Origin of the sequence: Parabacteroides caeci, assembly GCF_023656795.1 — a bacterium.
Taxonomy (GTDB): domain Bacteria; phylum Bacteroidota; class Bacteroidia; order Bacteroidales; family Tannerellaceae; genus Parabacteroides; species Parabacteroides segnis.
The window spans coordinates 49,189-72,761 of sequence record NZ_JAMOKT010000027.1 but is presented as its reverse complement, the minus strand read 5'-3'; the positions used below and the strand labels follow the sequence as shown (position 1 = coordinate 72,761).

Here is a 23,573-nt window from a genome sequence, read left to right as displayed (position 1 = left end):
GGGATGGCCGATACCGTCTGTTAAATAGGTGTCGGTATCGGCCATCCTAAGAGAACGCTTTGCGTTCTTGTCAAGGCCTCAGCGGGTGAACGTCCGCGAAGGGGAAAGATGGAGCGGTAGGAGCATCTGCTGTTTGAGCGAAGCGAGTTCAGATGCGACAGCGGAATCTTTCACCGAAGCAGTGAAGCCGGTGCAGCCTTGATCTTTTGTCTACTTTTCCATCAAGGGAAAAGTAGGTTCATTATTCTATATTCTTACGAATCTTAGTCAGATACCCCTTCATCGCTTCGGAGTCTTTGTCTTTGATGATATCTTGCAGGATATTCAATTCCTCCTGTATCCGGGAAATCTGTTTCGGAGTGCGTGGATTGAAGAGAATTTCTGTCAATAGATAATCATCTTCAGACAGTAAGCCGCGTGCAATTTTCATATGACGTTTGAAGGTCGTACCCGGAGCATCCTGATGCTTCATGATGGCTGCAAAAACCATTGTTGAGGCGAACGGAATACCTAAAGAGTAGGCAACAACCTTGTCATGTTCCTCAAATGTATATTCGCGGATATTCAGGCGCAGGCTTGAATAGATATCCTTGAAGAAAATCTTACCCAGGTGGTCACCTTCGGAAATGATAATCGTGTTTTCTTTTTCCAGATTCCCCAGGTTGGCGAAAGTCGGACCGAACATCGGGTGGGTCGATACATATGGAAAGCCACAGGTATCATAAAATTCTTTCAGATGCGTCTTTACCGATGCGATATCCGAAATAATACAATACGGTTGCAAGTAGGGAAGAACAGCCTTGAAAGCATCTATCGTGTGATTCAGCGTCACGCAGTTGATGACCAGTTCGGGAGCGAATTCCGCTACCTCTTCCGGCTTCTGCATCCGGATTGCATTGTAAATAAAGCGCATGCGTTTCGGATCATTTTCCAGAACAGCCACTTCGTGGTCGAAACTCAGCAGGTCGGTGAAGAAAGAACCCATCTTTCCGGCACCTAATATTAATATCTTCATTGTCTTATTCTTTTTGTTTGCTTATTGGTAGGAAGCGACAGGTTGTATCTGTTTCCCCTCTGGAGAGGGAATAAGGAGTGTGTTAAATTTAGTTTAAAAGCGAATTATAACACACCCCCTGCCCCCTCTCCAGAGGGGAAAGGTTACTCCTGGCACTATAGATTACTCATTCATGATGATCATCTGTTGACGGACAGATTCTTCATGTATCTCTTTCAATATTTCCTTTACAAAGTCCGTGTTCAGGTCCATCGTCTGTCCCATATCCGAACGTTTTTCTAGGATTTCGCTGTAACGGGGTGACTGGAGGATGGGCATGTTATGTTCTTTTTTATACATACCGATTTCGCGGGAGATACGCATACGTTTAGCCAGCAGTTCAAGCAGTTGTTCGTCGATACCGTCGATCTGGCGGCGCAGTTCTGCCAGGTTTTCTGTTGTCTGTGTCTCGTTACGGATAACCAGCAGGTTGACAACATAATCCAGTACATCCGGAGTGATCTGCTGGGAAGCATCGCTCCATGCGCAATCCGGACAAGGATGCGATTCGATCATCAGGCCGTCGAAACTCAGGTCCATTGCCTGCTGAGACAGCGGAGCGATTAGTTCGCGCTTGCCACCGATATGGCTGGGGTCGCAGAAGATCGGCAGGTTCGGCATACGGCGGCGAAGTTCGATAGGTATATGCCACAACGGCAGGTTACGGTACATTTTCTTATCGTATGAACTGAATCCGCGGTGGATAGCACCCAAGCGGCGAAGTCCTGCACCATACAGACGTTCGAAAGCACCAATCCATAATTCCAGGTCCGGGTTGACCGGGTTCTTGATCAGAACAGGTATATCTACACCTTTCAAAGCATCTGCGATTTCCTGTACGGCGAACGGGTTAACGGTGGTACGTGCACCGATCCACAGGATATCTATTCCGGCTTTCAACGCTTCGAATACATGGTCTTTTGTGGCTACTTCGGTAGCTACATACATACCTGTTTCTTTCTTTACACGTTTCAACCACTGCAAGCCTTCGGCTCCGATACCTTCGAATCCTCCCGGTTTAGTACGGGGTTTCCAGATTCCGGCACGGAATATTTTAACGCCTTTTGATGCCAGCTGATGGGCTGCATCCATTACTTGTTCTTCTGTTTCGGCACTGCACGGGCCCGAGATGATGATAGGACGCTGTGGGTCTACACCGGGTAATAAGATTGATTCTAATTCCATTTCCATGATTGTATGCTTTTATTTGTTTATTTCTAATTGTTTTATTCTGTTTAATGCTTCCTGTAATGCTTCGTTCTTGCAGCAAAGTGAGATACGGACGTAACGTTCGCCACAACTTCCGAATATAAATCCGGGAGTAATGAAAACGTTGGCTTCATACAGTACCTTGTTTGCCAGAGTTTCGCTGCCTTCTGCTTCTGCCGGGATCTTTCCCCAGAGGAACATGCCGACCTGGTTTTCATCGTAGGTACAACCAATGGCATGCATGATTTGTCCGGCCAGATCACGGCGGCTACGATAGGTACGGTTCATATTGTCATACCATTCTTTCGGCGCTTTCAATGCTTCTACAGCTGCATGCTGCATCGGTTTGAACTGGCCGGAGTCGATGTTACTCTTCACTTTCAATATCCATTGAACGAACTGGGCGTTCGAGGCCAGCATCGCCATACGCCATCCTGGCATATTGTGCGCTTTGCTCATCGAATTCATTTCGATACAGATATCTTTAGCACCCGGAACACTCAGGATACTTAACGGCTGATCGTTCAGGATGAAACTGTAAGGATTATCATTACAGATAATGATACCGTGTTTACGTCCGAAAGCAACCAGCTTTTCAAAAAGCTCCCTGCTGGCGTTTGCTCCGGTAGGCATGTTCGGATAGTTTACCCACATCAGCTTTACGCCGGAAAGGTCCATCTTTTCCAATGCCTCGAAATCCGGCTGCCATCCCAATTCTTCTTTTAGCTCATAAGGAATTAGATTTGCCTGTACCAGCTTGCTGACAGAGCTATAAGTCGGATAACCGGGATTGGGAACCAATACGCCGTCGCCCGGATTCAGGAATGCCAGTGAGATATGCAGGATACCTTCTTTAGAACCGATCAACGGTTGTATCTCTGTTTTCGGGTCCAGTTCAACTCCATACCATGTCTGATACCAGTCGGCGAAACCTTTACGCAGTTCGGGGATACCCACATACGGTTGGTAACCATGCTCATTCGCATTATGTGCATGTTCGCACAATGTCTCGATGGTCTGTTCCGAAGGAGGCAGATCAGGGCTACCTACGCCCAGGCTGATCACATTCTTGCCTGCGGCATTCATTTCGGCTACCTCTTTCAGTTTCTTTGAGAAGTAGTATTCCTGTACGCTGCCTACACGGTCAGCGGGTGTGATGTTACACACTTTGTTTTCCTTCTGCATATTCGCCTAAAATTTTTAAGTCCTTTGTTAATGGAGTGATGGCATCCAATGCCTGTCTGTATCTTGTATAATCAGTAAATGTCAGGTCGATATAGAACAAATACTCCCATTCGCGACCGATGATCGGTAACGATTGTATTTTAGAAAGATTCATGTCGTAAAAAGAAAGAATGGAGAGGACTTTGGAAAGACTGCCGGAGGTGTGGGGAAGAGCGAAAACTAACGAAGATTTGTTGATGTCTGATTTTTCAAGAAGATCTTCAGCCGTCCAGCGGTCTGCTATGGCAAGGAAGCGGGTGAAGTTTCGTTTATTGGTTTCTATCCCTTCGGCCAGTATTTCCATCTTGTAGATTTGGGCGGCCAGTTTCCCGCAAATAGCAGCGTGTCCTTCCAGGTTATTCTCGGCAATCCATCGGGCACTCATCGCCGTATCTTCTTTCTCAACCACTTTGGCATTCGGCAAGGTATCGAGGAAGTCGGTACACTGCATAAGCGCAATAGGGTGGGAGTTGACTTCCGTGACATCGTGTATCGATGTTCCCGGCAGTGCAACAAGCGAGTGCGAAATGCGCAGTTTGTATTCGCCGATCACTCTCAGTCCGCTTTCGCGAATCAGTTCATGATTTTGCAGCAAGCTCCCTGCAATAGTATTCTCGATGGCCATCAGTCCCAACAAAGACGGGTCTTTCTTGATGGCTGAAATAACATCTCTGAATGTATTGCATCCAACAATTTCAATATCTTCACCTTCATAGAAGCTACGGGCTGCGATGTCGTGATACGAACCGGCTATTCCCTGAATTGCTACTTTCTTTTTCATCTTTCTAATTTATTGTCACAAAAAAAGTCCCACCGAAACCGGCAGGACTTTATATTGTTTATTGATACATATTTTCTATCATCAACGCTTTACATACAAATTCCTGCCTTCACTCTGCTAAAGTAAAAGTAATAAAAGAAATATGTAAAGCTAAATCGATTCATTTGTTTCGTTTGTTTTTAAATACACAGCAAAAGTAACGCTTTTTTGGAAACTACAAGCAAAAAGTAATAATTTTTTTCGCTAAGCGATAAAAATAATGTTCAGACGACTTTTAATCCGGCTTGCAGCGTCAACATCTCTTTGGGTACAGACTTCTTAATACTCTCGATCAACATACCGGCAATGGTATGGCGGATAAAGTCTTTCCGTGTGATCCAGACGATTTCGCGTGCCGGCTTGGGAATGGCAAAAGGACGTACCAGTTTCTTTTGTTCTTCGCTAAGTTGCAGGGTTGCCAGTTCCGGAATGAAAGTGACGCCATTGCCGCTTTCTACCATGCGCATAAATGTTTCCAGGCTTCCCAGACGGTAAGCGGCCTGACGCAGTTTTACCTTTTCCATCTGGCAGAAACGCATTAACTGATCGCGGAAACAGTGACCTTCATCCAGCAACCAGAGATGTTCGTCGCTGATATCAGCCGTACGGATCATATCTTTCTTGAATACCGGATCGTTTTTAGCCACATATCCGAAGAACTGCTCATAATATAATGTATCGCCTTGTAGCTGGTTTTCTGTGGGCTGGTTGGCGATGATGGCTGCATCTATCTCACCATTCAGGATCGCAGCCATGGTAGGTGCTGTTTTCATTTCGAGGATACGGATGTCCAGCTCCGGATGTTTTTCAGACAACTGCTGGAAAAAACGAGGTAGCAGGTAAGGAGCGATCGTCGGAAGTACTGCCAGCCGGAACGTCCCTTTCAACGATTGTTCTTCTTCATTGACAATATCTTTAATGAGGGAAGCCTGATAAAGAACGGTACGAGCCTGGTCGATCACCTTACGTCCGGCGGGGGTAGGGCAGACCGGCTGCATATTCCGGTCGAATAATTTAATGCCAAGTTCGTCTTCCAGTTTTTGTATCATCATACTGAGCGTAGGTTGTGTTACTCTGCAATGTTCTGCTGCTTTTGCGAAGTGGCGGTATGTATCTACTGCCAGGATGTACTCGAGTTGTTGTATATTCATAATGCTTTTAGTTTTTATCTATGGGCTTTCGTGAACATTGTTCGGTTTGTTATAGATAAATGCAAAGGTAGAAAATATATGGTAGCTTTTCTAATCTTCTTTTGTATAATAATGAGATAAACGAAAAGGCCGGAAATCATCTTCCGGCCTTCATCGCTTTTAATAGATTAAAGATCAATCGGTGATCTTTTAATTCAATTTAAATCTAACCCCTAATTTTACCCCGAAAGACATTACTTTCACTTTATCTGTTACGTTTGAATTCATCATGCCATTATAAGGAATACCTTTTCCTACCGTCATGTTCCCGTCCGGATGATAAGATGCAGGAGTGGATAATAGCTCCTGGTCTTTCTTTTTCTTCATGTTGGTGAAACCGTAGTCGATGTAGCCGCCCAACAACAAGTCGGTGTCTTCGCCCAGGGTGAACAGGAAACCGAGTTCGGCAGTTCCGGCTACGCCCAGTTTCAGTTTGTTCTTTCCGCTCCAGTCCAGCTCGCAGCCGGGATCGTTGATCGTGCCGAAGCCGTGGTGAGGAACAGGCGCCTCCGACGGAGAACCCACGTCGGAAGGGATATGGGGGTAGTAACCCGAAACATTCAGTTCGCTGGCTGTATTGCCTTCGACCTTGTATTTGGCTTTGACAGGAATCTGTAACTTCACTCCCAGGCCGGCGTACATGCCCCATTTTTCCTCTTCGCCGAAGTGGGTCTGGTACATTGCCAACAGCGGGATATCCAGCAGGAAGGCGGTCTGCTTCTCTTCCAGGTTCTTCAATCGGGCACGCAGTTCGAACTCACGCGGGTGGTCGGAGAAGTCATCGTCGTCGGTCATATTGCCCAGTTTCATGTATTTATCGTCGGACATATCACCTGTCAATTTACCTGTCGTTGCATAACGGGAGATACCTACCCCCGTCGAGAAGCCCCAATGACGGTTGAAAAAGTAGCTGTAACGGAGGTCTATTTCATACCCCAGTTTTGCGTTGCGCTTGCCTTTCTCTTCAAAACCTTCGATCTGGTAGTTCAGCTTGTAACGGAAGGAAGAGGAGCCGACGCCGCCCGATACCGTCAGGTAAGAGGTCTTCGTCGTATCTTTCTTTTCCTCCCGGTAGTCCTCGCGATATTCCTGACGCTGGCGCTGTTGTTGCTGGCCGTTGTTATACTGGCTACGCTCTCTACCACCCGTTCCTTGCTGGGCCGAAACGGTGGTGGCAAGGCAGCCTGCTGCGAATAAAAAGATTGTTTTCTTTATGTTTGAAATTATTGTTGACATATCTGTTAGCTTATTTTACGATGATTTTATGGGTTGTTGTTCTTCCTGAATCGGTGGTTACCTTCACGATGTAGCTGCCTGAAGCCATATTCGCGGGGATGGTGGTTTCGACTGTCGCAGTTGACTGCTTTTCGACCAGTTGACCGTTCAGGTTATAGATCTCGATGCCTGCCGCCTCCAAGGCTTCGCCAGGCATGCCCAGCTTGATGGTTATCGGACTGTTCTTCTGCACCATCGTCGGGTAAACGGTGGTTACGGGGAACTGTGTCAGCGTATCGAACGTGATCGGGCAGCTCACCACATAGCTGTCGTCTGCACGGTAGGCCTGGATGAAGTAACTGCCCAACAGGCCCTCGGGCACGGAGTAGTAGATCGAAGTACCGTTCTTCTCGATTTTCTGCCCGTCATGATACCATTGGAAACGGACAAACTCGTTGCCCGGATTGGTGATGTACAGGAATTCGTTCCATTTCACCAGGACTCTCAGGCCGTTCTTGCGCACCGTCACCGTCACACTGCTCTCCATTCCGCAGTCGCCGTATACATCTACGTAGTAAGAGCCTTCCTTGTCGGGCGTCAGGGCAGCCTGGTAGGTGGCCGAGGTTGCTCCTTCGATCGCCTCTTTGTTGAAGAACCACTGATAGGTCAGGTTCAGGCCACGGGCTTCTACGCTCAGGGTGAAGGCGTCGCCGTCACAAACGTATACGGACTGCGGTTGTTTGGTGATCATCGTGGTTTCCAGCATCTCGATTTCGAATGGATGTAGTTCCACCAGGCCCGGGTCGCTTTTCTTGCGCACATACACGTTTCCGGTGTAAACGCCCTTGCCGATTATCCGGTAGACGGGCACTGTGAGATAGTCGGGAGTCACATCTTTATAGTCGGAATCCGTAAAGCCGGCTTTGAGCGCTTCGTCGGAGAAGCGGACGGAATATTCCAGGATATTGTCCGGATCGAGCAGGCGGAATGGTATTCTGAATTCGCTTTCCGAACCGCAATGGGAGGCGATGTCGCCCAGTTCGATCATACCACCGTCGCGGATGATGATGGTGTGGACGTAAGGAGGCTCGGTGTAATAGGCTGTCAGGGCCACGCTTTCACCGTTGTAGAGTGTCAGCTTGGTCACCGTATACACGTAGGTGCCGACCAGCGTGTGGGCTTCGCCCCGGTTGAAGGTGTAACGCTCGGTTCTCGGAACGGCTTCCTCCAACGGATAGTGGTAATCGGCGGGGGTGGCGGTGTATTCGATCTCCCAGCGGTCATAAGTGATGTTGTTGAAACCGACCGGACGGATCTGGACGTAGACCGGTGTGCCTTTCACCACGCTTGTCGTAGTCAGATTGTCCACATCGCGGAAGTCCTGAAGCTGGTTCGACGCCGTGGAGACCGACCATTGCAGGGCGCCGTGCGGATCGGGGCCGGGACCTTCATCATCCTTAATAATAATTGTATGTTTGTATGGTGAATCATTGTAATCGTATGTCTCGACGATCTTGTTTCCATACAGGTCATACAATGTCAACTTGGTGACGGTATAGATATATGTACCGATTTCCGTATGTGCTTCGCGGTTGTTGAAATTATGACGTTCGGTCTTGACGATTGGATTCATGCCATAATAATGTTCCGCCGGAGTCACGGAGTATTCAACATCCCAACGTTCAAAAGTGATGTCTTCATGTCCGATCGGGCGGATTTGTACAAAGACAGGAGTTCCATAATTCACGGACGTTGTTGTCTGGTCGTCCACGTCACGGAAGTTAGATTGCTCGTGGGTGGCGGTCGATACCGACCATTGCAAAGCCGGTATTTTAGCTATTGGCTTCGCCTGGATGATCACGGTGTGGGTACAGGTGGCATCGCGGTAGTTATAGGTAGCGACCTCCCTGTTCCCTTTGTAAAGAATCAGTTTACTTACATTATAATAATAAGTACCCGGTAATACGTGGGCTTCTCCCTTGTTGAAGTCATAACGGATGGTTTTTGCAATTGCATCTTCCATCGGGTAATGGTAATCAACCGGCGTTGCAGTATATTCAATAGCCCATCGGTCGTAGTCAACCCTGTCCAGATAAACCGGCCTGATCTGTACATAGACAGGTGTACCTTCCATCACAGAGGTGGTAGAGTTGTTTTCTACATCTTTGTATTCATATATTTCATTAGTTGTCTTGGATACCGACCATTGAAGTTTATCCAGATCTCCTTCAACAACCAACGGATCCCCTTCTTGGGGCGCCTTGAACTTACAGTTATAGAAACTACCGTAATTGGAGTTTGTCACATTGTTCCCATCATCTTTAACAGCGTCATAGATGGAATAATCTTCAGAGAAGTCGATGTTATGTAATCTGATATATTCCGGGTTGGTAGTATTGAAGCTGATTTTAGAACCGTTATATTTAAACAGATTACTCTCATTTACCTGAGTTAATGGATCTGTATAAGCGTTGACAGCAACAATATTAGTCTGTACTTTACTATAGTCATGAACTGTAAAACCACCGACTTTCCCATCCTTGCTGACTAATTTAACCAATGTAGGGGTAGGTAATGTACATTGGTTTTTGACAGTCCCTGAAAATAAATTGCTAAGAGGTTTAAATGGGTCATTTAAAGAATTAAAAACGATGTATGAGCCATCTGAAGCATCGAGGTAAGGATATGATGCTGATGGAGTATCAATTTCTCTTGCAATTGTGATGTCGTATGTATAGTCACTTGTCGTCGGAGTCGTTTTTAATTCCAGGTATTTATATTTTTCAGGGAAAGATATGCCTGTACTTGTGTATTTCCATAGACGTATTTTTTTCTTGTCATAGAGTTCCAGGTCTCCGGCAAAAATGATGTTGCGGCAACCAGGATTACCATTCCCATGGGCATTTTTACCTGTAATAGCTATTTGATGGACATTTGTTGTTAAAGCGTTTTTAAAATATATATTCTTAAAATAATGTCCGTCAGTGGTATTTATATTTATAGGTTCGTATGAACCGGAGAGATTTCCACTTTCGAAAGTAATGTTTATATAATATCTTTTATTATTTGGATCTCTTTCATCATTATCTATGTTTGCTTCCCCTTCTGTCATGTTCAGTATAGAATATGAGTAAGTTGTAGTTCCAATATTCCGGAAAGTGATATCTTTAAAAACTATGTTTTTGACATTGTTTAGTGTTATGAAGTAATAGTTGTTTTTTTGGTTGGATCCCCCTTTTGAACCATTTCCGTAGAATCTCATGCCTGCACCGTCAAATACAATATTTTCCATAACTACATTATGAGAAAATTTATATTTGATATGTCCATAATTGTATGCGTTTGTAGTAGCCCAATACCCGTAATTAGGTCCAATAACGGTTGCCTCACTTTGTGAAGTTCTGTCTCCAAGCCCAATAACCTTTAATCCGGTTTTAATAAAGACTGACTCTCCAGTGCTTTCTATTGGAACATAAATTCCTGAATCGAAAAATAATGTATTGTTATCTGCTAAAATGTTTGCCGGAATTCTGGCTGCAGATGTAATGGATGATGTTACTTTTTCAGGTGCATATGGAGTTGCTGTCAATAATCTTATAGTACAGGAATATTCTTTTCCATTGAAAGTAACTGTATGCGTATCATTATTGGTGTATTGAGTATTTTGGGTGACAAAATAGTTAGTACCCCCATGATTTGTTGCTTCATAATCAACAACTGGATCAGTAAACGTCTGTCCGACCGTCACCGGGAATGCGGTATTATCCAGTTTTGCACCGGCAGGCAGTGCCGGGTTTTTATCCGTTATCATCGTTCCGTCGAATGTAACGCCGGCGGAGGCCTCGGTTGCATCTGTGAACTCTGTTGCTTTGATAGCTATTTTAATTGTCTTGCCATGATCTGCTTTTGCAAATGTGTAGTTTAAAGTCGCTGTCGTCGCGTTGGCTATTGCCTGGTTTCCGATATACCACTGGTAGGTATGGCCCGTAGAACCATTTGCTTTGAAGGTGACAGTCAACGTTACCTGATCCCCTTCTTTAAGGAGTTCGGTCGGCATCCCGGTGAGACTGGTAACAGTCGGTTTTCCAATAACTTTGATCGGGACCAGGTTGCTGGAACCTGATGCATCTTTGCATTGTAATAACTTTCCGTTGTCCTTATAGGACAAGGAAACATTAGTAAATGTAATACTTTTTCCATCCAATGTCCATCCTGTGGGAGTTCCTCCGCTAACAGAGAAATAGTCACCAAGATTGATGTTGCTTCCCTCCGGTATTGAAGGTGAGGCGGTGGGTGAAATCGTTAGTTGTGCAAAAAGTACTCCTGCTAAATTCAGTAATAGCAATAAAATAAAGTTTTTCCGTATCATGTTTTAATTATTAGTGGCAAATATTCTATGTGTCAAATGTAAATTAATTTTTTTTTAATTACAATTGTTAATGAGTTGGATTAACGCTGATTATGAATTTTTATTGTTAAGCAATTGATTATTGGTGTATATGTAAAGAAAAATGACCGAAATGTAAAATGAGGGATGTTTAATTAAATCTTCAAAAAGAGTGTTTGTTTGTTCCGATATGTATAAATGTGCTTTTTGAGTATATCATTTATATGAATGTTTTTGATCTGATATCAGTAATCTGCTTGCTGAAACCGTGTTGATAGATTTTGTCTATGATGGTATAATAATTATCTGTTTGACAGGTGTTTATATCTGTAGTATCTTTGCAGTACAAGAAAAATAAAAACGTATAACAATTAAAAAACAGAAGAATATGAAAACATTAGATTATTTGCATTTAGACGCATCAGCAGCAAACAAAGTAGTAGAAGCATTACAGCAGTTATTGGCCGACTACCAGGTATTTTATACAAACCTTCGCGGATTCCACTGGAATATTAAAGGACACGGCTTCTTTGTTCTTCACAGCAAATTCGAAGAAATGTACGACAATGCAGCCGAGAAGGTAGACGAACTGGCAGAACGTATCCTGATGTTGGGAGGTGTTCCTGTAAACAAGTTCAGCGAATACTTGAAAGTAGCCAGAGTAAAAGAAGTATCAGGTGTATCCTGCGGTGACGAAGCCCTGGAAAATATCCTGAACACTTACGGTCAGTTTATCGCTGAAGAACGTAAACTGCTTTCTCTTGCCTCAGAAGCCGGAGACGAAGCTACAGTAGCGCTGATGAGCGACTATCTGAAAGAACAGGAAAAATTAGTTTGGATGTTAGTAGCTTATTCAACTTGCGACTGCAAGAAGTAATGAGAAATAAGTATAAGTATTAATAATTCATTCGTTGCGTTAGGAGAGAGGATGCCGTGAGGTATCCTCTTTTGTTTTTGGAGTTGGTGCTTCGTCCAACGTCGCTTATTTAAAAACGGTAAACTTCTCTCCTGGCGAAAACAGATGCTGGAGTCTATATCTTTCCCTTTATAAGGTTTGTTGTTTATTCGCAAGTAATTCCAACTTGGTTGAAATGAATTTCTTATATCTTTCCTGCATGTTTTCTGGTAGGAAAGATTGGTTAATAAAGTTTAGCCAGCTTTGTTTCGCTTTTATGAATTTCTTGAACAGGTTTTCTATTATTTTATCTTCAATGCCTGAAGCTTGAATAGCAAGGATGAAATCTTGTTTTTTTATTTTTCTCTTTTTCCCGTTTAAGGTCAATGCCAATTCCTCTGTATCCTCCGGCATAATTAATGCTGTCGAAAGCATATCATAAGCTGGAGTTAATTCATATTTATCTTGTTGTTGACTGTATAAAGAAAAATTTTTTAGATGCATGTCTGCATTTCCTGTAATCCAGGAGAAAAGAACTTGTTCCCAGAAATTGATTAAATCAAGTTTGGGAGTAGAGGAGTATTTTTGAATCAGTTTGGCTATTTGCTCATATGATCCTTTATATTTATACTCCGTCAAACGTTCTGATAATTGGCACATATCTTCCATAGGATATTTTTCTCCGTTGCTACCCCGATCTATTCTTCGGGTAATGTAGCATAATTCTCCATCCTGAAAGCGTATCAGTGAATGGGGAACGACTTTTATTTTGGATATTTCTGCTAGATGCATAGTGAGATCTTCCAACTCCGGGAGGTGGGGGTATAAATCGGTCTGGGGTTTTAAAATATATCTTCCCCATAATCCAACTATAGTAAATCGTTCCGGCTCATTTTTTTTTCCGGGATGGAGGTCTAAAGATAATTTAGCCTGCACACCTGTCAAAGTAGTTTGACTGCGGATGACTTGTTGTGCCAGATCGGACAGTTGGTTTCTGATATAAGGAAGAATAGGAGGCACTTGGCTTCCGAATATTTTTTTGGAACAAGCTGGATGGAAGTCTGCTTGTCCTTCTTTCAACTCTTTATAACAATATAGACATTTAGACATGTTATTCTTCAATTAAATCAGGTACGACACTTACTGCTCCAATACAGTCTTTACAACAAGCCAGTAATAAAGACATTCTATCCAGTTTGTTAATTTTCCAGCTTTTCTCTGCAATATCCAGCAACCATCCTTCCGGTATTAATCCGTCGAAAAAAGGAAATAATACTTTATCATGATAAGGTGTTCCGGTTAAAGGCATAGTCAAACTGATTGCCTCTGCATTTTCTGACTGAAGGAATACGGGATCATATGTAAATGTATAACCGTATTCATCTTCAGATAATTTGCCAGCAAGACGGTCTCGTAGATAAACAGATGCTTGTTTCATAATTCATCATCTTTTCTAACCATAGGGACAGGACCTATTTCTAATCCGAATAGGTTCAGAACCTGATTGACTTTGTCTAATCTCAGGGTTTGTTTTCCTTGTTCTAGTTCGCGGATGAAACGTAGGCCTACCCCAGACTTTTCTGATAAATCAATTTGGGTAAGATTGTATTTCTTACGCATATCTTTTATGTATTTTGCTAATGTTGTGTATTGCATATTATACCCGTTTGGGTACAAATATATTATACACTACTATATTTTATACCATTTCGGGTATAAAATATTATAAAAACTATACAAGTATACCTTTTCGGGTATAATATACCTGTTGTTTTATTCAGTTTTGTTTATTTCTTCACTTTCATGTTTATCTTCTGTTTCTTCTTCTTTATACCAACTTATTTTCCGGGAGAAGAACATAATCGTTCCTAGGATTACAAACAAACCGATACTTCCTATTAATAAGGCAACATCTTCGAGTTGCAGAACAACATATAGGAAAATATATAATAAACATAACATACCGGTGAGTGCTCCGGTCTGTATTTTATTTTTGAAGATGCTGTGAGCATAAGCTGTGATCAGGCTGATGGTGGCGATACTGGCAATCAGGTAGGCCGTGCCGAAGTTTATCTGTTCGGAGATGGACAGGAGGAGGCTGTAAAACAGGATCAATGCGAAGCCGACCAACAAATACTGGATAGGGTGGATCCGTTTTCTGGTCAGGATCTCGACGAAGAAGAAGACAACAAAGGTCAGGACGACGAACATGATGGCATATTTGGCGGAACGCATGTTCTGCTGGTAATGGTTTACCGGGTCAATCAGGTTTACACCGAAGGAGGAATCGTCGAATGAGTTTCCCGGGTAGTCGATCCACATTTCCGGGATACTGCGGTTGAAACTGAGGATACTCCAGTTGGCTTCGAATCCTTTTTCGGTAATATGGTGCTCCGGAGAGAAGTTGCCGATGAAACCGGGGGACTTCCAGTTACCCGTAACGTGCACTTTGGTTGTTTTGCCTATGGGGATGAAATTGATGTTACTGCTGCCGTTCAGTTTTAATTTGCAGTTGAATGTTTGGGGCTGGCTAAACAGGAGAGGATCGGTATTCTTTAGTGGCATGACCAGCATTTTCCCTATCTGCGTATCCAGGTTACCGGTGGCTTCGACCGACAATTGTTTGTTATCCAGTTTGAAGTCGATGTTTTCTGTTATGCCCCTCAGGTCGGAAACACCGATGGATAGATAGGCTTGTTCCCAATGAATGATACTATTTTCCGGTTTGGGGAAGTTTATTTTGTCGAAGTTCCCTGTTATGTCTACCTCGCTTTTGTAAAGGATCGTTTTGTAGATACCGTAATATCTTTCCTCTGGAAATAACTGTGTTGTGATATTCAGGTTTTCCGGTGTGATATTCAGGAGGTGTTCCTGAATGGTTGTCTTGTTGTCCGGATTTACCTGCGTCGTGGTATAAGGGATGGAGATGACCGGACCGCAAAAGGTTTGGGCATTGCTCCATTTGTTGTTAATCTTTTCGATTGTTTCCAAACTCCGGTTTTGTCTTTCCCGGATCAAATCCTGAATCATTAATCCCGGAATCAGGAGGATGAAGGTCAGAAATCCGATAATCAGTGCTTTCAGTGTGATAGACTGATTGATTTTTGTTACTTTTTTAATTGTTGTTTCCATAAACCAAACCTGTTTTATATAGTTTAAAAGTACTTTGTAATTCAAAGTAAAAGGATAAAAAAATTATTTGATAAGTTCTTCCAGTGCATTCAAATGCTCTTTGAAACTTTTTCGTCCTTCTTCGGTGATGGAATATTGGGTATTGGGTTTCCGTCCGATGAATTGTTTGACGGACTGGATATATCCGAGAGCCTCCAGGGCTTTCAGGTGGCTGGCCAGGTTTCCGTCGGTCAACTCCATCAGTTGCTTCATGGTGTTGAAGTCGGCTGATTCGTTTACCGAAAGGATAGACATGATACCTAATCGTATCCGGCTTTCGAAGGCTTTATTTAATTGGGACAGTATGTTTTTCATTCTTTTTTCAAATCATATTTGATGTACATAGCTGTGCCGTAAATGATATGGCAAACTCCGAATCCGATAGTCCAAAGCAAGAGGCTCCAGTCGGGGAACAGGGCGGCAACAATACCTAATACGACTTCCGTCAAACCTAAATAATGTACTTCGTCAAGGGTGTATTTGGATACATTAATTAATGCCAGGCCGTAGAAGGTCAGCGTCATGGTGATAGCCATAGCCAAATCGCCGCGTAGCAGGAAAATAAGGGCGAAGATACCTCCGGCAACCAAAGGGATACCGAGGTTATAAAGTGTCCTTTTTATCAGACTTTTGGAGGGCATCAGGTTCTTTTTCACCGATTTTCTCCAGGAGAAATAGATACCGAAACAAATAGAGAAGAGTAGCACGGCGGAAGCGTCGGTTATCAGCAAAGTGATTTCGCGGAACATGACTTCGTGTGTCGTATCGAAGTTGGCACTGGCCGGTTCCCGTAAAATATGGAAATAGGCAAGCGCTGCTCCGATAATGGCTATGGCTCCGGCTGATATGCCTGACAAACCGCTTAACGAAAGGAATTTAGATGATTTCTCCATCATCTCGCGGATAGCTTTTATGTCTTCTATTTGTTTATTCATATACTTAAAATAAAAAGTACTTTGTGCTGCAAAGTTAATGAGGTTTCTGAAGATTCCAAATAAATGGAGAAGATTTTCTAAATATTATTACCTTTGCATTTACAGTATAATTAAAGTCATACAAAAAGAATGCATACAAAAATAAGCCATGTCCATATAAATAACTTCAAATCGATCAAAAACGTTGTTTTAAATGATTGTAGAAGGATTAACCTGTTTATCGGTAAACCGAATGTAGGTAAAAGTAATTTATTGGAGGCAATGTCCTTATTTTGTCTTCCTTATTTAAAATTTGCAAAGAAAAGGAGTATTCAGCAGTTTATTCGTGTTGAAAGCGATGCAGAACTTTTTTTTGATGGTCATATAGAGACACCTATACGGATAGAGACGGATGTTGTAAATGCTGAGGTTCATTTAGATAGTATGGGACTTTCATTTCTTTTAAATTATAAAGACCATACTGATGCGGAATTTTCTTTATCTTTTTCCAATATGCTCTTGTCTGGGAAAAAGAATATTGAGATCTCGGCAGCAAACCCATTCAGGAGTTATTTTTATCCAAATTCCTTTGAAAAGGAAAAATTGCCGTTAAATTATCTTCTGCCTCCGAATGGAAGTAATTTAATGAACATAGTAACTTTGTTGCCTGATTTGAAGAGGGAGTTAACAGCCATATTCAAAGATTACGATTTGAAGTATGTGTTCGATACGAATAGTCAGGAAATTAAAGTTCTTAAAGAGAAGAATCCGGGAGAGATTTTTTTGATTCCGTTTCATTCTATTGCTGATTCTTTGCAACGTATGATTTTCTATACAGCTGCTATTGAAAGTAATGATAATGCAGTTCTGATTTTCGAAGAACCTGAGGCACATTCTTATCCGCCATTTATATCTAAAGTAACACGAAGTATTATAGATTCGGAAAATAATCAGTTTTTTATTACTACCCATAGTCCTTATGTCGTAAATGACTTTCTGGAACTGCCTGGAAATGATTTGGCTATTTACTTAGTAGATTTCAGAAATGGAGAAACAATAGTGAAGAGGGCGGCTGAGAGTGAGTTACAGGAAATGTATGAATTTGGGGCTGATTTATTTTTTAATACGGAAACTTTCTTAAAATAATGGCAGAACTTTACATAATTCCGGAATGTTACGTTGACACTAATTTGCTCGAAACATTAGTTCCTACAGCAAAAGGTTATAATCACCAGAAAGGCTGTAATAACGTTGTTAAAGTCATGAAAGAGAAGCTTGCTGATGAGTTTGCCGTTGGAATTGTCGATAAAGATAAAAGGCAAATTCGTTATGTGGATGAATTTGAAGAGGTGGGGCATACTGATTCTCTGTTTTTTTATAAACATCCTGACAAAGCTCATTATCTGGTCATGATTTCACCGGCAGTAGATGGGTTTATTCTTAAATGTGCAGAAGATGTGGAAACTGATATGGAACAGTTTGGTTTTTCATCTGATCTGAAGTCTTTTACAGAGCAAACGAAAAAGGTTTCCAGCAAGGAAGATGCTACGTTCAAGAATTTATTTCAGGAACTCAAAAATGCGGATGAGGTGGTAGTCTTAAAGAAAGCATTGAAATACTTGAAAGAAAATAAATATCAATCGGACCCAGAGACGCTTAAAGCTATTATTGAAGGGATATGATATTTTTGTTAATGGTTTGAAAATTAAATTAGCAGACATGGATAATAAAACGATATTACCGGCAGAATGGTATCCTCAGAGTGCTGTTCAACTGACCTGGCCGCATGAAGGGACCGATTGGGCTCCGATACTGGACGAGGTGGTTCCTTGTTTTGTGGAGATTGCCAAAGAGGTGATCAAACGGGAGAAGTTACTGATTGTTTGTCCGGATGAAACGGCGGTACGCTCGCAGTTGGGAGAGGTGGATTATAGCCGTGTTATTTTCCGTGAGATGGAGACGAACGATACCTGGGCGCGTGACCATGGGGGGATTTCCGTGTTTGATGACGGGGTGCCGGTGGTGTACGATTTTGTGTTCAACGGTTGGGGGATGAAGTTTGCTGCCAACCATGATAATCTGATTACGCGGAAACTGTTTCATGGCAAGACTTTTGCCGATGAAGTGGTTCCTGTCAATATGCAGCCGTTTGTATTGGAAGGCGGCAGTATCGAGTCGGATGGAAAGGGAACTTTGCTGACTACGGTCGAATGTCTATCTTCCGTGAACAGAAACGAATATCTCCAGCAGGAAGAACTGGAAAATTATCTCAAGCAGGTGTTCGGGCTGGACCGTATCCTGTGGTTGGAAAGCGGTTATCTGGCGGGAGACGATACTGACAGTCATGTCGATACGCTGGCGCGTTTTTGCAGTGAGGATACGATAGCCTATGTGCAGTGCACGGATGAGGAAGACGAGCATTTTGCCGAACTCCGGGAGATGGAAGAGGAATTGAAGGAGTTCACGCAGGTAAATGGCGAACCTTATCGGTTGGTTGCTTTGCCGATGGCGGATAAAGTGGAATGGGAAGGTGAGCGTTTGCCGGCTACCTATGCCAATTTCCTGATTATAAACGGGGCGGTGCTTGTTCCGTTCTATAATTCGCCGAAAGATGAAGTGGCGAAAGCGGCCTTGCAGACGGCGTTTCCGGACAGAGAGATTGTAGGTATTAATTGTTTACCGTTAATTAAACAACATGGCTCATTGCATTGTGTGACGATGCAGTACCCGAAAGAATTTATTGTATGAAGATAGGATTGATTCAACAGGCAAATACCTGTGACCGGACAGATAATATAAAGAAACTGAAAAATAGCATCCGGCTTTGTGCCGACGAAGGTGCGGAACTGGTTGTCTTGCAGGAATTGCATAACGGCCTGTATTTTTGCCAGACGGAAGATACGCAGATGTTCGACTTGGCGGAAACGATTCCGGGACCGTCTACGGAAGAGTTCGGGGCTTTAGCAAAAGAGCTGGGCGTGGTTTTAGTACTTTCCCTGTTCGAGCGGCGTGCTCCGGGATTGTATCATAATACAGCCGTGGTGATTGAGAAAGACGGTTCGATTGCCGGAAAATATCGTAAGATGCATATACCGGACGACCCGGCTTACTACGAAAAGTTTTATTTCACTCCCGGCGATTTGGGATTTGAACCGATAGAGACGTCTGTCGGGAAGTTGGGCGTATTGGTTTGCTGGGACCAGTGGTATCCGGAAGCAGCCCGCCTGATGGCGATGAAAGGTGCTGAGATGCTGATTTATCCGACGGCTATCGGCTGGGAGAGCAGTGATACGGAAGAAGAGAAAAAACGTCAGCTGGGTGCCTGGATAACTGTGCAGCGCGGACATGCCGTGGCTAACGGACTTCCGGTGATTACGGTAAACCGTACCGGACATGAGACGGATCCTTCGGGACAGACAAACGGTATCCAGTTTTGGGGAAATAGCTTTGTAGCAGGTCCCCAGGGAGAGTTGTTGGCTGAGTTTCCGAACGACCATGAAGAGGTGCGTGTGGTAGAGATTGATAAAGCACGGAGTGAGAATGTGCGCCGTTGGTGGCCGTTCTTCCGTGACCGTCGTATCGATGCTTTCGGCGGACTGACAGAGCGATTTTTGATATAATATGAAGTTTTGCAATAAAGAAGAAGCTGTCCGGTATATGAATCGATTGGGATTATCCGGGCGGCCTTTTATATTTGTCGTTGATTATAAGCAGGAGCAAGTTTGGGTGGCGGAGCCGGAGGAGGTAGAGCCGGGTGAGGTGTTGTATGATTTGAATGGCGTTACCAATGTGACGTCAAAAGCGGAAGCCTTTCCTGAAAAACATGTTGAATGGGAGACTAATCCGGTTTCTTTTGAAACTTACTCCCGGTCTTTCCGGACAGTGACCGAGCATATTTATGCCGGTAATTCTTATCTGGTCAATCTGACTTGTGCGACTCCGGTACGGACGAACCTGACGTTGAAAGAGATTTTTTATCTTTCCCATGCTCCTTATAAATTATGGGTGAAAGAGCGTTTTGTTGTTTTCTCACCTGAAATATTCGTGCGTATCGAGAATGGATTTATCTATTCTTATCCGATGAAAGGGACGATCGATGCCTCTTTGCCTGATGCGCGGGAACGGATTCTGGCAGACAGAAAGGAGGAGGCGGAACATGCCACGATTGTCGATTTGATCCGTAATGACCTGAGCCAGGTGGCATCGGAAGTGACGGTGTCGCGATACCGGTATATAGATGAGTTGCAGACAAACAGGGGAAGACTGTTGCAAGTCAGTTCAGAAATTAGAGGTAAGCTACCGGAAAACTGGAAAGCCTCATTGGGAGACATACTATTCCGGCTGTTGCCCGCAGGCTCTATCACCGGAGCTCCCAAGAAAAAGACGATGGAGATTATCGGGGAAGCTGAAACATACGAACGGGGATTTTATACCGGGGTTATGGGATATTTTGACGGCCATCGTCTGGACAGTGCCGTGATGATTCGTTTTATCGGGCAGGAGGGAGGAGATTTCCTGTTTAAGAGCGGCGGTGGGATTACTTCCCAAAGCGATTTAGAAAGTGAATATAATGAAATGAAACAAAAAGTATATGTGCCAATTTATTGAAACAATCCGTATCGAGGATGGAAAGGCGGTTAATCTGGCCTTTCATAATTACCGCTTCAACAAGACGCGGAGAGATGTGTTCGAATGTAACTTGCCTGTAAACCTGGCGGATTATATCCAGCCCGGAGATTATTCCGGACGTACCAAATGCCGGGTCGAATATCAGGAGGAAGTGGAGAAGGTGGAATATCTACCTTACACCGTTCGTCCGGTGAATCGTTTGAGACTGGTCACGTCGGACGGGCTGGATTATACTTATAAAAGTGCTGACCGTCAGAAGTTGGATGACTTATTTCGCCAGAAGGGAGATGCGGACGATATCCTGATCGTGCGTGATGGTATCGTGACGGATACTTCGATTGCCAATATTGCTCTATGGAATGGTAGCCAATGGGAGACACCCGAGGTCCCTTTGTTGGAAGGAACGATGCGGGCATCTCTATTAGGAAAGGGGAGGATTGTTCCGGCTGTTATTCGTCCGCAGGATTTGTCCCGTTATTCGTTGGTTCGCTTGTTTAATGCGATGATCGGGTTTGGTGAGGTCGAATTTCCGGTGGAGAACATTATTTAATAATGTAATAAACGGTATTGCTGATACGTGCCTGATATACTTTGTTGTCGTGCATGAGCGAGCATAGAGCCAAACAGAGCTCCGTGTCTTTAAAATTTGTTGCTCGTTGTAATTCAGCAAATGTACTCTTTCCAACCTGACACAAAGTCTCATACAATTGAGAGATGCTATGAGACAACTTTACACTTAGCGTATTCATAAGCTGTTATTTTATAAGTTAATACTATATAGAACCGGCGGTAGAGGGATACTGTCCGGTTCTTTTTTCGAAGACTAAAGTACCAGATATTTTTGTAAGAACCGTCTCTTTTTTTACTGTAACGGTAATTTTTGCTTCTTAAACGTATTATTGGGAAACTGAAATAAAAACGGGCGGTTATCTGTCTTTGGGCAACCGCAGTACGAACCGTATCAGTGCCACGAATACCTTTCCGTATTTTTCCAGTTTGATTTCTCCCACACCACGTATTTCGCTGAACTCTTCCAGGGTAACAGGCTTTTTTTGTACCATATCTTCCAGTGAATCATCGGAAAAGATGATGTAGGCTGGTGTCTGTTCGCGTTCGGCAATCTGCTTGCGGAGTTGCTGGAGCGAGTCGAGCAGCGTTTCTTCGACCGATGCCGATTGGATGGGTTTGATGGGGCGGTATTTGAATTTCGAGTCTTTTCTTCTGAAATAAGTTTTTTCTTCCGGCTCTTTATAGATAGCCATCATCGCTTTCTGTTCACCGAACAATACTTTTCTTCCCAGTGGAGTGACTTTCAGTATTCCGGCATTGACGTAATCGATTTCGATATATCCCAATTGAAGCATCTGGTAAAGATATTCTTTCCATTCTTTATAGGAAAGGTCTTTTCCGGCACCGTATGTTTTTAATTTATCGTATCCTTTTTCTGTGATTTCTGTTTTCTCCGAGCCGCGGAGGATATTAATCAGCATATTCATGCCGACAAATTCACCGGTACGGAAGATGGCGCTTAACGCTTTTTGGACGAGTATGCTGCCGTCGAACCGTTGGGGAGGGTTTTTGCATACATCACAGTTGCCGCAGTCCTGGTCGCTTTCTTCTCCGAAGTAACTGAGGAGGATACGCCGGCGGCAGATGTCCGCTTCACAATAACGGCGCATGCGGTTCAGTTTCTGGAGGTTGGTGTCTTTTTGCCCGCTTTCTTCGGCAAAACGGCGGAGGACGAGCAGGTCGCCTACCGAATAGAACAGCAAGGTGTCGCTTTTCATCCCGTCGCGTCCGGCACGGCCTATTTCCTGGTAGTAGTTCTCGATACTTCCGGGCATATTATAATGTACGACCCAGCGCACATTGCTTTTATCTATTCCCATCCCGAAGGCAACGGTTGCACAGACCACGTTTACCCGATCGTTGATAAAATCATCCTGTGCCTTTTCGCGTTGAACGGGCGGGAGTCCGGCATGATAGGCAACGGCCTTGATCCCGTAAGAAGAGAGTTCTTCTGCCAGGTTCTCGGTACTGTTCCGGCTCATGCAGTAAACGATGCCGCTCTGATGGCGGTGGGCATGGATGAAATGGACGATGGCGGAAGTTTTCTCCTTTTTGTTCAGTCCCCGGCGGATAGTCAGGGACAGGTTCGGACGGTCGAAGGACGAAACGAAAACTTCCGGATCACGCAGCTTCAATTGGGTGACAATGTCGGTACGTGTGACTTTGTCGGCTGTAGCTGTCAGGGCGACGATCGGAACTTTAGGGAACTGTTCTTTCAAAACGGACAGTTGGGTATATTCAGGACGGAAGTCGTGTCCCCAATGTGAGATACAATGGGCTTCGTCGATGGCGATCAGGGATATATCCATACGGGGAAGCAGCCAATGCAGTTCGCCAACCAGTGCTTCGGGCGACAGGTAAAGCAGTTTTATTTTACCCTGGATGCAGAGTTGTTTTATTCTGTGTCGTTCTTCTTCCGGCATCATGCTGTTGAGTGCGGCTGCCGGGATACCGTTGGCAACCAATCCGCCTACCTGATCTTTCATCAGGGCGATCAACGGAGAGATCACGACGGCTGTTCCCGGCATATAAATGGCCGGTAACTGGAAACAAATTGATTTTCCTCCACCGGTAGGCATCAGCACCAGTGAATCCTCTTTCCTCAAAATACGTTGTATGATCTCCGCCTGTAACGGGCGGAAAGAAGTATATCCGAAAAACTTCTTTAGCAGCAACTGTAACTCTTTCATCATCTAAAAATCAATTTACAAAGATAATATATTATTTGATACAATATTCAAAGGTTATTTTTGCTCTTATATTATCGTTTTAGAGAAAGAGGTACGTCTGATTTTA

Annotated in this window: 22 protein-coding genes; 7 read left to right on the top strand and 15 right to left on the bottom strand. The window is 43.7% G+C overall.

Going from position 1 to position 23,573, the window contains the following annotated elements:
• Positions 1-241: 241 nt before the first annotated feature.
• From NBH15_RS14800 to NBH15_RS14770, 7 genes are all read right to left on the bottom strand, one after another.
• The gene (locus tag NBH15_RS14800; protein WP_244050918.1) at positions 242-1,015 is read right to left on the bottom strand and encodes a prephenate dehydrogenase; all 774 of its coding nucleotides are present in this window, start codon (positions 1,013-1,015) and stop codon (positions 242-244) included.
• A 162-nt stretch (positions 1,016-1,177) separates the two neighbouring features.
• Positions 1,178-2,245, bottom strand: a complete 1,068-nt coding sequence (locus tag NBH15_RS14795) for a bifunctional 3-deoxy-7-phosphoheptulonate synthase/chorismate mutase type II (protein WP_244050919.1) — start codon at positions 2,243-2,245, stop codon at positions 1,178-1,180.
• A 12-nt stretch (positions 2,246-2,257) separates the two neighbouring features.
• Positions 2,258-3,448: a pyridoxal phosphate-dependent aminotransferase gene (locus tag NBH15_RS14790; protein ID WP_244050920.1), complete on the bottom strand. Its 1,191-nt coding sequence runs from the start codon at positions 3,446-3,448 to the stop codon at positions 2,258-2,260.
• Positions 3,423-4,268 carry a prephenate dehydratase gene (locus NBH15_RS14785; RefSeq protein ID WP_007658519.1) on the bottom strand — a complete coding sequence of 282 codons (846 nt, stop codon included), beginning with the start codon at positions 4,266-4,268 and terminating at the stop codon, positions 3,423-3,425. The genes NBH15_RS14790 and NBH15_RS14785 overlap by 26 nt, the downstream gene beginning before the upstream one ends.
• Positions 4,269-4,531: 263 nt before the next feature.
• Complete coding sequence (locus tag NBH15_RS14780; protein ID WP_244050921.1) at positions 4,532-5,458, bottom strand: hydrogen peroxide-inducible genes activator; 927 nt, start codon at positions 5,456-5,458, stop codon at positions 4,532-4,534.
• Positions 5,459-5,647: 189 nt separating this feature from the next.
• Positions 5,648-6,733, bottom strand: coding sequence for an outer membrane beta-barrel protein (locus NBH15_RS14775; protein WP_250822952.1), 1,086 nt, complete (start codon positions 6,731-6,733; stop codon positions 5,648-5,650).
• Between the two features lie 10 nt (positions 6,734-6,743).
• Entirely contained in the window at positions 6,744-11,081 is a 4,338-nt protein-coding gene (locus NBH15_RS14770) for a T9SS type A sorting domain-containing protein (protein ID WP_250822951.1), read from the bottom strand.
• A gap of 406 nt (positions 11,082-11,487) precedes the next feature.
• Between NBH15_RS14770 and NBH15_RS14765 the strand changes: the two genes are divergently transcribed.
• The gene (locus NBH15_RS14765) at positions 11,488-11,976 is read left to right on the top strand and encodes a Dps family protein (RefSeq protein WP_007658513.1); all 489 of its coding nucleotides are present in this window, start codon (positions 11,488-11,490) and stop codon (positions 11,974-11,976) included.
• A 168-nt stretch (positions 11,977-12,144) separates the two neighbouring features.
• Here the strand turns inward: NBH15_RS14765 and NBH15_RS14760 are convergent, their stop codons facing one another.
• From NBH15_RS14760 to NBH15_RS14735, 6 genes are all read right to left on the bottom strand, one after another.
• Positions 12,145-13,104: a HipA domain-containing protein gene (locus tag NBH15_RS14760; protein WP_128133002.1), complete on the bottom strand. Its 960-nt coding sequence runs from the start codon at positions 13,102-13,104 to the stop codon at positions 12,145-12,147.
• Between the two features lies 1 nt (position 13,105).
• Entirely contained in the window at positions 13,106-13,432 is a 327-nt protein-coding gene (locus tag NBH15_RS14755; RefSeq protein ID WP_128133003.1) for a HipA N-terminal domain-containing protein, read from the bottom strand.
• Positions 13,429-13,650 (bottom strand): helix-turn-helix transcriptional regulator, encoded by a 222-nt coding sequence (locus NBH15_RS14750; RefSeq protein ID WP_128133004.1) that lies wholly within the window; start codon positions 13,648-13,650, stop codon positions 13,429-13,431. Before NBH15_RS14750 ends, NBH15_RS14755 begins: the two co-directional genes overlap by 4 nt.
• A 117-nt stretch (positions 13,651-13,767) precedes the next feature.
• Positions 13,768-15,126 carry a cell envelope integrity protein CreD gene (gene creD, locus NBH15_RS14745; protein WP_128133005.1) on the bottom strand — a complete coding sequence of 453 codons (1,359 nt, stop codon included), beginning with the start codon at positions 15,124-15,126 and terminating at the stop codon, positions 13,768-13,770.
• A 63-nt stretch (positions 15,127-15,189) separates the two neighbouring features.
• A complete protein-coding gene (locus NBH15_RS14740; protein ID WP_128133006.1) occupies positions 15,190-15,480 on the bottom strand; it encodes a winged helix-turn-helix domain-containing protein in 291 nt (96 codons plus the stop codon).
• Complete coding sequence (locus NBH15_RS14735) at positions 15,477-16,100, bottom strand: hypothetical protein (protein ID WP_233566695.1); 624 nt, start codon at positions 16,098-16,100, stop codon at positions 15,477-15,479. The genes NBH15_RS14740 and NBH15_RS14735 overlap by 4 nt, the downstream gene beginning before the upstream one ends.
• A 129-nt stretch (positions 16,101-16,229) precedes the next feature.
• Here NBH15_RS14735 and NBH15_RS14730 point away from each other — a divergent pair, with 129 nt between their 5' ends.
• The 6 genes from NBH15_RS14730 to NBH15_RS14705 are packed head-to-tail and all read left to right on the top strand — an operon-like array spanning position 16,230 to position 21,258.
• The gene (locus NBH15_RS14730; RefSeq protein ID WP_186961599.1) at positions 16,230-17,225 is read left to right on the top strand and encodes an AAA family ATPase; all 996 of its coding nucleotides are present in this window, start codon (positions 16,230-16,232) and stop codon (positions 17,223-17,225) included.
• The gene (locus NBH15_RS14725) at positions 17,225-17,761 is read left to right on the top strand and encodes a basic helix-loop-helix domain-containing protein (protein ID WP_128133009.1); all 537 of its coding nucleotides are present in this window, start codon (positions 17,225-17,227) and stop codon (positions 17,759-17,761) included. The genes NBH15_RS14730 and NBH15_RS14725 overlap by 1 nt, the downstream gene beginning before the upstream one ends.
• A gap of 37 nt (positions 17,762-17,798) precedes the next feature.
• Positions 17,799-18,827, top strand: coding sequence for an agmatine deiminase family protein (locus tag NBH15_RS14720; protein WP_128133050.1), 1,029 nt, complete (start codon positions 17,799-17,801; stop codon positions 18,825-18,827).
• Complete coding sequence (locus tag NBH15_RS14715; RefSeq protein WP_186961600.1) at positions 18,824-19,699, top strand: carbon-nitrogen hydrolase; 876 nt, start codon at positions 18,824-18,826, stop codon at positions 19,697-19,699. The genes NBH15_RS14720 and NBH15_RS14715 overlap by 4 nt, the downstream gene beginning before the upstream one ends.
• 1 nt (position 19,700) lies before the next feature.
• Positions 19,701-20,687, top strand: a complete 987-nt coding sequence (locus tag NBH15_RS14710) for an aminodeoxychorismate synthase component I (protein ID WP_244050928.1) — start codon at positions 19,701-19,703, stop codon at positions 20,685-20,687.
• Positions 20,671-21,258, top strand: coding sequence for an aminotransferase class IV family protein (locus tag NBH15_RS14705; protein ID WP_244050929.1), 588 nt, complete (start codon positions 20,671-20,673; stop codon positions 21,256-21,258). Before NBH15_RS14710 ends, NBH15_RS14705 begins: the two co-directional genes overlap by 17 nt.
• Here the strand turns inward: NBH15_RS14705 and NBH15_RS14700 are convergent.
• Positions 21,251-21,457: a winged helix-turn-helix domain-containing protein gene (locus tag NBH15_RS14700; protein WP_128133012.1), complete on the bottom strand. Its 207-nt coding sequence runs from the start codon at positions 21,455-21,457 to the stop codon at positions 21,251-21,253. The two genes, NBH15_RS14705 and NBH15_RS14700, sit on opposite strands and share 8 nt — an antisense overlap.
• A 177-nt stretch (positions 21,458-21,634) precedes the next feature.
• Positions 21,635-23,467, bottom strand: a complete 1,833-nt coding sequence (gene recQ / locus NBH15_RS14695) for a DNA helicase RecQ (RefSeq protein WP_128133051.1) — start codon at positions 23,465-23,467, stop codon at positions 21,635-21,637.
• Positions 23,468-23,573: the final 106 nt, after the last annotated feature.

What these genes read in the sequence shown, in the direction of transcription:
- NBH15_RS14775 (WP_250822952.1), bottom strand. Translation starts at nt 6,733, where the DNA reads ATGTCAACAATAATTTCAAACATAAAGAAAACAATCTTTTTATTCGCA.
- NBH15_RS14700 (WP_128133012.1), bottom strand. Translation starts at nt 21,457, where the DNA reads ATGAATACGCTAAGTGTAAAGTTGTCTCATAGCATCTCTCAATTGTAT.
- NBH15_RS14765 (WP_007658513.1), top strand. Translation starts at nt 11,488, where the DNA reads ATGAAAACATTAGATTATTTGCATTTAGACGCATCAGCAGCAAACAAA.
- NBH15_RS14720 (WP_128133050.1), top strand. Translation starts at nt 17,799, where the DNA reads ATGGATAATAAAACGATATTACCGGCAGAATGGTATCCTCAGAGTGCT.
- NBH15_RS14755 (WP_128133003.1), bottom strand. Translation starts at nt 13,432, where the DNA reads ATGAAACAAGCATCTGTTTATCTACGAGACCGTCTTGCTGGCAAATTA.
- NBH15_RS14710 (WP_244050928.1), top strand. Translation starts at nt 19,701, where the DNA reads ATGAAGTTTTGCAATAAAGAAGAAGCTGTCCGGTATATGAATCGATTG.
- NBH15_RS14725 (WP_128133009.1), top strand. Translation starts at nt 17,225, where the DNA reads ATGGCAGAACTTTACATAATTCCGGAATGTTACGTTGACACTAATTTG.
- NBH15_RS14735 (WP_233566695.1), bottom strand. Translation starts at nt 16,100, where the DNA reads ATGAATAAACAAATAGAAGACATAAAAGCTATCCGCGAGATGATGGAG.
- recQ (WP_128133051.1), bottom strand. Translation starts at nt 23,467, where the DNA reads ATGAAAGAGTTACAGTTGCTGCTAAAGAAGTTTTTCGGATATACTTCT.
- creD (WP_128133005.1), bottom strand. Translation starts at nt 15,126, where the DNA reads ATGGAAACAACAATTAAAAAAGTAACAAAAATCAATCAGTCTATCACA.
- NBH15_RS14800 (WP_244050918.1), bottom strand. Translation starts at nt 1,015, where the DNA reads ATGAAGATATTAATATTAGGTGCCGGAAAGATGGGTTCTTTCTTCACC.
- NBH15_RS14750 (WP_128133004.1), bottom strand. Translation starts at nt 13,650, where the DNA reads ATGCAATACACAACATTAGCAAAATACATAAAAGATATGCGTAAGAAA.
- NBH15_RS14740 (WP_128133006.1), bottom strand. Translation starts at nt 15,480, where the DNA reads ATGAAAAACATACTGTCCCAATTAAATAAAGCCTTCGAAAGCCGGATA.
- NBH15_RS14795 (WP_244050919.1), bottom strand. Translation starts at nt 2,245, where the DNA reads ATGGAAATGGAATTAGAATCAATCTTATTACCCGGTGTAGACCCACAG.
- NBH15_RS14785 (WP_007658519.1), bottom strand. Translation starts at nt 4,268, where the DNA reads ATGAAAAAGAAAGTAGCAATTCAGGGAATAGCCGGTTCGTATCACGAC.
- NBH15_RS14760 (WP_128133002.1), bottom strand. Translation starts at nt 13,104, where the DNA reads ATGTCTAAATGTCTATATTGTTATAAAGAGTTGAAAGAAGGACAAGCA.
- NBH15_RS14770 (WP_250822951.1), bottom strand. Translation starts at nt 11,081, where the DNA reads ATGATACGGAAAAACTTTATTTTATTGCTATTACTGAATTTAGCAGGA.
- NBH15_RS14730 (WP_186961599.1), top strand. Translation starts at nt 16,230, where the DNA reads ATGCATACAAAAATAAGCCATGTCCATATAAATAACTTCAAATCGATC.
- NBH15_RS14780 (WP_244050921.1), bottom strand. Translation starts at nt 5,458, where the DNA reads ATGAATATACAACAACTCGAGTACATCCTGGCAGTAGATACATACCGC.
- NBH15_RS14705 (WP_244050929.1), top strand. Translation starts at nt 20,671, where the DNA reads ATGTGCCAATTTATTGAAACAATCCGTATCGAGGATGGAAAGGCGGTT.
- NBH15_RS14790 (WP_244050920.1), bottom strand. Translation starts at nt 3,448, where the DNA reads ATGCAGAAGGAAAACAAAGTGTGTAACATCACACCCGCTGACCGTGTA.
- NBH15_RS14715 (WP_186961600.1), top strand. Translation starts at nt 18,824, where the DNA reads ATGAAGATAGGATTGATTCAACAGGCAAATACCTGTGACCGGACAGAT.